General features: G+C 72.1%; 7 protein-coding genes. 3 read left to right on the top strand and 4 right to left on the bottom strand.

Annotated elements, in window-relative coordinates; translation table 11 throughout:
* The first annotated feature begins 174 nt into the window (after positions 1-174).
* Positions 175-2,151 (top strand): hypothetical protein, encoded by a 1,977-nt coding sequence (locus ACFU74_RS20080; protein ID WP_380758479.1) that lies wholly within the window; start codon positions 175-177, stop codon positions 2,149-2,151.
* 277 nt (positions 2,152-2,428) lie between these two features.
* Here the strand turns inward: ACFU74_RS20080 and ACFU74_RS20085 are convergent, their stop codons facing one another.
* Positions 2,429-3,076, bottom strand: coding sequence for a peroxiredoxin-like family protein (locus ACFU74_RS20085; protein ID WP_380758481.1), 648 nt, complete (start codon positions 3,074-3,076; stop codon positions 2,429-2,431).
* Between the two features lie 123 nt (positions 3,077-3,199).
* Here ACFU74_RS20085 and ACFU74_RS20090 point away from each other — a divergent pair, with 123 nt between their 5' ends.
* Entirely contained in the window at positions 3,200-3,799 is a 600-nt protein-coding gene (locus ACFU74_RS20090) for a TetR/AcrR family transcriptional regulator (protein ID WP_380758483.1), read from the top strand.
* A gap of 348 nt (positions 3,800-4,147) precedes the next feature.
* Here ACFU74_RS20090 and ACFU74_RS20095 read toward each other — a convergent pair whose 3' ends face one another.
* Positions 4,148-4,912 (bottom strand): maleylpyruvate isomerase family mycothiol-dependent enzyme, encoded by a 765-nt coding sequence (locus ACFU74_RS20095; RefSeq protein ID WP_380758485.1) that lies wholly within the window; start codon positions 4,910-4,912, stop codon positions 4,148-4,150.
* A gap of 354 nt (positions 4,913-5,266) precedes the next feature.
* Here ACFU74_RS20095 and ACFU74_RS20100 point away from each other — a divergent pair, with 354 nt between their 5' ends.
* A complete protein-coding gene (locus ACFU74_RS20100; RefSeq protein ID WP_380758488.1) occupies positions 5,267-6,619 on the top strand; it encodes an LGFP repeat-containing protein in 1,353 nt (450 codons plus the stop codon).
* 302 nt (positions 6,620-6,921) lie between these two features.
* Here the strand turns inward: ACFU74_RS20100 and ACFU74_RS20105 are convergent, their stop codons facing one another.
* Positions 6,922-8,154: an LPXTG cell wall anchor domain-containing protein gene (locus ACFU74_RS20105; RefSeq protein ID WP_380758490.1), complete on the bottom strand. Its 1,233-nt coding sequence runs from the start codon at positions 8,152-8,154 to the stop codon at positions 6,922-6,924.
* Between the two features lie 707 nt (positions 8,155-8,861).
* Positions 8,862-9,218 carry a peptidoglycan-binding protein gene (locus tag ACFU74_RS20110; RefSeq protein ID WP_380758492.1) on the bottom strand — a complete coding sequence of 119 codons (357 nt, stop codon included), beginning with the start codon at positions 9,216-9,218 and terminating at the stop codon, positions 8,862-8,864.
* Positions 9,219-9,453 lie beyond the last annotated feature (235 nt).

The raw sequence follows: 9,453 nt of genomic DNA on the forward strand, positions 1-9,453 counted from the left end.
GCGCGGTCCCGTCCACCGCGCCCTCGGTCGTCGGGACGAGCGTCCGCCCCGGACGCGAAGCGGGGGCGGGCGAATTTCGGGCGACAAGGCGCCGGGTTTCCTGGACGATGACGGGTGCGGGTGCGGGTGCGGGTGCTGGTGCTGGTGCGCGGGACGGGTGTGAGGGCGGACGGGATGACGGGGACACTGCTGGAAGCGCTGGACGCCGTGGCGTGGGAAGGACTTGAGACGGGGGACCCGGGCGAGTCGGCCCGCGATGTGTCGCGGGCGCTTCGCAGGCTCGCCCTCGCGGGCGCGGCGGCGACCGGGGACGACTGCTACCCGCTGTACTCCCTCGTCACGAGGGAAGGTCGCGAGACGCCGTCCGCGACGGCGGTGGCCCTGCCGTTCGTCGTCGCGATGGCCGCCGACCCGGCCATGTCCACGGACGCACGGCTGGAGCTCATCGAGCTGCTGGTGGCCTTGCAGGCACCGGCTCTGGCGGGCCTCGACCGGACGCAGGCGCGTGCGTTGCTCGCGGATCCGCTGCCGGCGGTGCGGCGGGAGGCCCTGCCCCTGGCCGGAGGGACCGGACAGCTGCTGGAGCGGTGGCGGACGGAGACCGACCCGACGGTCCGCATCCCGCTGCTGCTCGCCCTCGGCGAGGCCGTGGCCGCGGAGGCCGGCGGGACAGGGCGCGGCGACGACGTCGACGGGGCGCGGGCGGTGCTGACGGGGCTGGCGGACGGGGACGACCCGCTGCTCCGGGTCGCGGCCGTGCACGCCTGGGCGGAATTCGATCAGGAGGCCCCCGTCCGGCAGATGGACCGGCTGATCGAGGTGTACTGCGAGGCCGCGGTGCGGCCACGGTTCGAAGAAGCCTGGTACACCCCGGGCGTCCCGGACTCCTGGACCCGCGAGGACCTCGTCCGCTCGACGGCGTGGAAGCTCGCGCACGATCCCGACGCCGGGCTCCGTTTCGCCGTCCGGCTGGCCGAGACGGCGGACCGCACCCAGGACGCCCCGCTCTGCCGGGCGGCCCTGGACGTGGCGTGGAGTCTTCTGACCGAGCGGCGTTCCGTGGAGGCTGCCCTGCTGCCGCTGGCGGGCGGGCTGTTGGCCAGTCCGGACGGAGCCGTTCGGTTCCGGGCCGCGAACATCCTCGCGGTGCTGGGCGCCCCTGCGGCCCGCTACGCGGATCGGCTCGCCGCACTGCTCGGCGACGACGCGGCCGATGAGGACCTCGACGGAACGGTCGCAGAGATCGCCCGCTGGGCGCTGACCCGGATCGGTGACCCGCGGGCCCTGCCCGGCCTGGTCGAGCAGCTCCGCGCGCAGGGGGAGGAGCAGGGCCGCGGATACGGAATCGCCGATCCCCGGCGGCCGGACATCACCGAGGTGCTGGTTCCGCTACGCGCCCATGCGGACGTCCTACTGCCCGCGATGCGGAAGGCGATCCGGGAGGGCGGGGCCCGAGGTGGTGCGACATGCGCGTTCCTCGAAGTGCTGAAGGCCTGGGGCGAGGCCGCGCTGCCGGCCCTGCCCGACCTCCTGCCGCTGCTCGCCGACACCTGTACCTCCGTCTACGTGCTCCGCATCCTGCGAGGCCTGGGACCGGACGCCGCCTCGGCCGCACCGGCCCTGAGCACCTGTGAAGTCCTGGACCACCCGGGCAACCACGCCCTGGTGGCCGACACCGCCGAGTGCATCGGCGGCGACCGCGCGGCACGGCTGCGGCGCGTCGGCGACGCCGTCATGACCGCGTCGCCACCCTGGTACGGGCCGGTGGACGTTCTGGGCGAATTCGGTGCCGACGCGGCGCCCTACGCGGCCCGGGTCCGGTTCGTGATGGAGAACAGCACGCGCGGGACACGCCTCGGCGCCGCGGTCGCGCTCTGGTCGATCACCGGCCGGACCGGACCGAGCATGCGGGTCCTCGAGGAGTTCGTCCTGCCGATCGCCGACGGCGGCGACGACTTCCGCCTCTTTCGGGAAGCACTGCGGGCGCTGATCCGCATGGGCGAGACCACCCCGGCGATCCGGGCCGCGCTGGTGACCGTCCGGCAGTCGGACCGCCGGCTCTGCACGGACGGGGGATACCCGATGATCGTCCGTGACAGGGAACTGCGTGCACTGGTCGACCAGGCCCTGGCCGCCGGGGCACCCTCCTGAACCCGACCCGTGCCGGTCGGGACCGCCGGCACGTTCGGGGGGATCCCGACGAACGAGGTGCTCTCCGGGGACCCCCTCCGGTGACACGAGGGCCGCCGCCGAGGTGCGTTGACTCGATGACCTGCCGCGTCCTGCCGACCCCGCCGTGGCTCCACGACCACGGACCGGGCGCGGGGTCTGCTGCTGACCGTTTGGCCCCTTGACCCCTTGGCCCCTTGGCCCCTTGACCGTTCGGCCGTTCGACCGGCGAAGGCGGCGAGGACGCGGCGGCCGTCCTTCAGGAGAGGCCGTCGAGTGCGGTGAGGATGTCGGCAGGCTCGGCGCGGCTGGTGTAGTCGGTGTTGACGAAGGCCCAGCGGATCAGGCCCTCTCGGTCGATGACGTAGGTCGCGGGGATGGGCAGAGTGCGGGCGTGGCCGGCGTTGTACCGGTGGAGGTCGATGCCGAGGCCCTCGTAGACGGCCGCGAGGTCGTTCGGCAGGTCGAAGGCGAGGCCGTACTGCTTGGCGGTGTGGCAGCCGATGTCGCTCAGCACGTCGAAGGCCAGCTCGTTCTTCTCCGCGAGGGACAGCGACTCGTCGGGCACCTGCGGGGAGACGGCCACCAGGCGGGCGCCGCGGTCGGTGACGGCACTGTGGTGCTGCTGAAGGGAACGCAGGGCGATGTTGCAGTAGGGGCACCAGGATCCGCGGTAGAAGGTCAGCACCACCGGACCGTCGGCGAGGAGCTCGTCCAGCGCGACGGACCGCCCGGTGGCCGAGGGCAGGGTGAAGGACGGGGCCTTGGCCCCTTCGGCCAGGGCGCTCTGTGCTTGCCCGGACGCGGCCAACTCCTGGGCCGCGCGCTGTAGGACGGCGCGGATGTCCGCAGGGATCTGCTGCTGGCGGCTGTCGAAGAATGCACGCAGCTCGGCATTGACACTCATCGGGTCTCTTCCCTCCAGAGATCTTGGAACATCCATTCCAAGATAGGGGTTGGAGCGTGCACCGCGTCAATGCCTCGGGGCGGATATCCTGGAATCATCATTCCAAGATGACTGGGAGTCGCCGTGCCGGACGTCAAGCACTTCGACCCGGACGCGGCCCTGGACGCCGTGGTGCGGCTGTTCTGGCGTCAGGGCGTGGCCACCACGGGCATCCAGGACATCGTGAACGCGACCGGGCTCAACCGCTCCAGCCTGTACGCGACGTTCGGCGGCAAGCAGGAGCTGTACCGCGCCGCCCTCGAACGCTACGTCGACAGCCGCTCGCGGCCCGCCCTCGGCAGGCTCGAAGAGGACGGCCGGGGACTGCCGGCCATCGCGGAGTTCTTCACCGGACTGATCGAGACCCGCTGCACCGGCGAGTACGCCCAGTGGGGCTGCATGGTCTCCAACGCCCACGCGGGCACCGAGAACAGCGACCCCCAGGTCCGAGCCATCCTCGACCGGCAGCACCAGCGCCTGCGCGACGCCCTCCACACCGCTCTCGCCTCCGCCCGGCGACAGCACCAGCTCGCCGACGGAACCGACCTGGACGCCGCGGCCGACCTCCTCGCCCTCCTGGCACACGGCGTCAACCTGCGCTCCCGCGCCGGGGCCGATGCGCAGCAACTGCGCACGACGCTCGCGGCCGGCATCGCCGCGGTGACCGGCACGGCCCGGGCCTGACGCCCGCGAGCGGGCCGGCCATCGATGTGTTCGGCGAGGCGGGCGAGGCTGGCGAGTCGGGCCCGCATGGTGCGGGCTGTCCGATGAACTTCCCGTAAGCCAGTACCGGAGTGCATCCGCAGCCGCACCGAACCCGCCGGCGCCGGGGGGCCCGCGTTCCGGGCCCGCCCGGGCGACGAGTTCGAGGGACCGGCGAAATCGGCGACTCAGAGAGTGGTTCGCAGGGCGGCTGCGGCGGTTACGGGGTCGTCGAGTCGGTGGAACTCGTGCTTGATCTTCTCGGTTTCGGAAGAGGACCACAGCGCTTCGTCGTATCCCTGGCTCAGGGGAATCGCCGGGAAGGCTCTCTCAGCCCCAGTTCTGCAGCTGCTGGAGCAGGTCGGCATCGCCCTCCACCCGCAGCGAGCCGGCCGGGATGCGCATGTACATGAGCAGGGCTATCTCGCTCGCCGTGCCGTAGACGGCGGCGGTGGGCTTGCTCTCGGCGGCCTCCGCCGCGGTGAGGCGGGTGAAGCGGGAACCGGCGGCGTCCACCGTCTGGCGCCAGGAGCCGGCCTCGGCTGCGTGGTAGTCCATGGTGGCGGGCTCGCCCGGCCACGGGACCGTGACGGTGCAGACGGTGGCGAGGAACTCGTCGATGGCGTCGACCGCCTCGGTCGTCGGCAACTCCTGCGGGTTGCCGGAGGCCAGCTGGGCGTCGTAGGTGTGGATCAGTGACTCCGGGACGCGGCGGCGGGCGGCGGCGGCCACTGTGTGCGGCGAGGCGAGCGGCTCCCACCAGGCCCAGCAGCCCCGGTCCGGGCCGGCCTCGCGCAGTGCAGTGAGCAACTGCTCCGTCGAGTCGGCCAGCCAGGTCGTGAGGGCCTCGCGCTCCCTGGGTGCCGGCAGCCCGTCCTTGCTCGGCCGCTCGTCGCCCGGCGCGGTGTTCCGCACGATGTGGGCCCAGAAGCGGTCCCCCTCACTGAGGTGGTTCGCCAGGTCGTACAGCGTCCAGCCCGGGCAGGACGGGACGTCGGCGTCGAGGTCGGGGGCCGCTGCGACGGTGTCGCGGAACGCAGCGGACCGCTCGTCAATCATCCGCAGCAGGGTGGGGAAGTGGAGATGCTCAGTCACGCAGACCTTGTATCACCCGAACCGGAACTCGCGCACTGGATTTTAGGCCCCCGAATGAGATGTCCTCTGGAACGCTGCCCTGCGCCAACGCGCCCACAACCGACTCGTCGGAGGAACCGGGGATTTCGGCAGGATGTCGGGCATGGATCAGGTGTTCGCAGTTCACTCCGTGGCAACTCCTGGAGCGGATGGGGGTGGACCCCACCACGCTCGCCGAACGGACCCAGGAGGAGTTCCACGGGGATTTCGGCGACATCCTCTACGACGACGCCTACGTGGTCACCGCCGGCCCGTCACTCATTCGAGTGCTTCGCCTCTTTGTCTCATTGTCCGGGCCACCTCCAGGCGTGGAGAATGTCCGGCATGATCCGAGCAAAAGCATCCCGGTTCCTCGCCTTCGCGGCCTCAAGTTCCCTGCTTCTGCTGGGTGTTCATTCTGCTCCCGCATCGGCTCAGGTCGTCTGTGACGAGGGCTTCTCGGTCCACGGGGCCATCTGGACCGAATACACGCAGACGCCGGGCGTACAGGCGTCCCTGGGCTGTCCGAAGTCCGACGAAATCCCGCTCCCCAAGGACGGGGGCGCCCGCCAGGTCTTCGAGCACGGCTCGATCTACTGGAGCCCCAACAGCGGGGCCCACGCGATCTGGGGCCTCATCGGCGACAAGTGGGGACAGCTCGGCTGGGAAGGAGGCAGTCTCGGATACCCCACCAGCGACGAGATCCGGCTCCCCGACGGCAAGGGCGTACGCCAGGTCTTCCAGGGCGGCTCGGTCTACTGGTCCCCCGACACCGGTGCACACCCTGTCTGGGGTCGCATCGGCGAACGCTGGGGAACGGCCCAGTGGGAGGCCGGTCGCTACGGCTACCCGATCAGCGACGAAGTCCAGGTTCCGGGCGTCGAGGGCGTCAGCCAGATGTTCGAGCACGGCCCCATCGCATGGTCCCCCGAGGAGACTCCCAACCCGCAGTACGCACAGGCACGCGACCTCTACCTCACCCCCAACGGCAGTACGCGTGACGGGGGTCGGCAAGAGGCCGCGCACCTGCTGCCCTTGGGAGGGGACCGGGGGATCGTCGTCGTACGCGGCTACATCGCCACCGACAACAACCCGGTGAACGACATCATCGGCAACAACCGCCAGTGGAGCACCAACCCGGCCGCCGAATCCAAGGTGACCGTCGCGTGGGACACCGAAACGGGCCGCGTCGGCGTCTACGTCGAACACTCCTGCGTCCATGACCCCAGCTCCACGCTGAACGGATGCCGTGACGCCAAGCCCCTCGTCCGCACCTCGCACGCCGAAGTCGTCCAGGACGACCCGATCCCCCAGAACGAATACTGGGTCGAGCCCACCACCGGCGGGGGAATCAAGGTGTCGATCTCGGCGGTCAACTCCTTTGCGGATATCCCGGGCTACCAGTTCGGAGACCTCGGCCGCATCAACGCGACCTGGTACCTGACACCGCACGGGTACGACGACAGGAACAAGTCCTTCACCGGCTTCGACATCACGACGACGAAGGACAAGTTCCCGTCGTGGGAAGTCCTGCGCTACCCCAGTCGCCTCGACAACGCCAGTGCCCCGCAGGTCAAATGGCAGGGCGCGGTCTGGCAGACCCACGTCAGCGACCTGTCAGCTCCCCAGCACACCTGCACCCGGAACGACCCGGATTCCCAGAACGCCACCATGGCGTGCACCGGCTGAACCTGTGGCGGCACGACGAAGCCCCTCATTGCTCTCTGGGCCGGCGGGGGCGTTCGTCATCGAGGTCCACTGATTGCCCCTGACGTGTAGCTCGGAAGCGGCCGCAGTTTCATCAGGGGCACTACTGCGGCCGATCCGCACGGCGTGGGAGGGCGGCGTGAGCGGCAGCCGGGGCGGGGTCGACGCGGGCGGTGCGGCCTGCACGGGCTGGCCCCCGCGCCTGCGGGGAGGACGGGCGCCCGGCCCCCGCGCGGGGCGGGGCCGGGCACCGGTACTGGCGTCAGGTGCGGCTCAGACGCCGCTCAGGAGCGGCGGTCCCTGCGGCGGGCGCGGCGGAGGGCGGCGGCTCCGGCCCCCAGTGAGAGCGCCCCGGCGAGCAGGAGCGCCGGCGTCATGCTTCCGGTGTCGGCGAGTTGGTCGCCTCCGCCGCCGGGTCGCGGGGTGGGTGCGGGGTGGTGGCTCGGGCCTCCGGTGGGGGAGGGGGCGCCGGTGCCGCCGTGGCTCGCGGTGTGGGTGGGGCTGGGAGTGGACGTGGCGGTCGGGGACGGCGAGGGCGAGGGGCTGGTGGTGGCGGTCGGGGACGGCGTGGGGGAGGGGCTGGTGGTGGCGGTCGGCGAGGGGGAGGGAGTGGCGCAGGCGTGCTCCTCGATGCGGACCTCGCCGTCGCCGCTGCGCGCTCCGGTGGTGAAGGCCGCACCGGCGGGACCGAGGCTGGAGCCTCCGCCGCCCCCGCCGGCGTCGAGCGTGCTGCCCGTGGAGGAGCCGCCGGCTCCGCCGCCGTGGGCCCCGCCGCCGCCTCCACCGCCGGTTCCCATGTGGATGTCGCCGACGTTGACGGCCGCGTCGCCGCCGTGGACGCCGGTGGCGGCGCCGCCCGGGGAGCCGTCGTGGTCGGAGGCGGTGGTGGCGGTTCCGCCGGCGCCGCCCGCGCCGCCGTGGCCGCCGGACTTGCCGCCCTTGCCGGCCTGGGTCGCCCCGGTGTCCGCGCCGTCGGTCCCGTCCTGTCCGCCGTCACCGCCGTGTCCGGTCCCGTTGTCGCTGAAGCTGCCGGCGCCTCCGCCTCCGCCTCCGGCGATGACCAGGGGGGTGCCGGCGGCCGTCACGGTGGTGGCACCGCCGCCCCCGGCGCCGATGGCGCCATTGCCGGGACGGTGCTCGGCGGTCGCGGACCCTCCTTGCCCGCCACCGCCGTAGCCGCCGTAGGCCAGGCTGCCGGGAACCGAGAGGTCGCCGCCGCTCCCCGCCTGGCCCACGTCGACGGTGAGGACGTCACCGGCGTGGACCTGGAGCGTCGCCCGGACCTCGCCGCCCTTACCGCCGGGCGAGCCGTAGACGGCGCTTCCGCCCGCGGCTCCGAACGCGTCCACCGCGATCTCGCAGACGCCTGCGGGAACGACGTACTGTTCGGGCGCGCCGGTGTAGGTGAAGGTGCGGGTCCCCGCGGCGGCCGCGGTGTACTGGGGAGAGCCGACGAGCAGAGCCGCCAGTGCGGCGGAGGTCACGAGGCCGGCCTGTGCATAGTGAGTGTTTCTCATACAAACCGTTTAGGTGATTCGGGGTTTCCGTCACGGGCACCACGCGGTGGCGTCCGGGTGAACCACGGAGCCGGTGCCCGCGGGCACCGGCCCTGCGGTCAGCCGGCCGTCCGCACGCGGGCCGGCCGGGCGCCGGCCCCGGCGAGGGCGGCGTCGAGTCCGGTCAGCTCGGCGAAGCGGCGCAGTCCCGCCTTTCGGAGGGCGGGCCGAGGTCGGCTCCCGAGCTCGCAGGGAGGACCTGTTCGCCGACCGCCGGCGTACGGATCAGCTTGTCGGCGGAGGCTTGCAGCTAGCTCGGGCGAGCCCGGCCGCTTCCCCCACCCGATCCTGATCGACCGGCCCCCGGCCGGTAGCGGGACTCGGTGGCCGAGGCGCTGCGAGAGGTGCAGGGCACTGGCACCAGCGTGCCGGACCGGTCTGTTGGCCCACGCTGTCTGCCGTCGGGCGGAGACCTACGACGGACTGCTGATCGGGTACCCGACCCGAGAGATGAACGACGCGATAGGGGTCGGAGCCACCGGTTCCGCCCCTGCGGGTGGAGAAGGCGACCGGCCGAGCCGGGATCCGGGGCCGGCCCTGGCGTCGGTGACCAGCCCGGTCCGGGACGAGCGGCCCTCCTGCCGGGGGCCGGTGTCGAACGACAAGGGCCGGGCCCTTCCGATCCACGCCTGTCAGGGGCACGGACCAGCGGGCCCGGGCCCTTCCGGTCAGAAGCGTCCGCAGGCACCGCCCCTGGGGCCCGCGAGGTACCAGTTGAAGACCTTCCTGGTCTTCGGGCCGTAGAGGCCGTCGGCAGGTGTGATGCCGTGTTCACGCTGCAGGTGGGCGACGGACGCCTTGGTGTTGTCACCGTAGATGCCGTCGATGCTGCCGGGGCTCTTCGTGCTGCAGAGGTCAAGGGACTCCTGGAGCGCCTTGACCGCGGAACCGCTGTTGCCCGGACCCAGCTGGCAGTCCAGGGAGCCGTTGGACGCTGCGGCCACGGGCCCCGAGAAGTCCTGGTACCACTTCGTCACGGTCTTGGCGCAGATCGGAGTGGCGGCGTGGGCCGGCGCGGCCGTCATGGTCACGAGACCGGATGCGAGAAGGGCGGATCCGAGCCCAGCGGCAGCCCAGCGTCGGACAGCGATGGTGATGGACATGGGGTGTACCTCCCCGAGGATCGCACTTTCGTTGACAAGACGATCCTTCTGGGGGAGTACCGCCCTCAGTAGCCCGGTTTCGGACGTTCCCCGGCCAAGGGCACGAGCACGCCCGGCCGGTCCGGTGGCCCTCCTGCGACTCGGCGGGCGCGGGCCG

It is taken from the genome of Kitasatospora sp. NPDC057500 (assembly GCF_042802195.1).
GTDB lineage: Bacteria > Actinomycetota > Actinomycetes > Streptomycetales > Streptomycetaceae > Kitasatospora.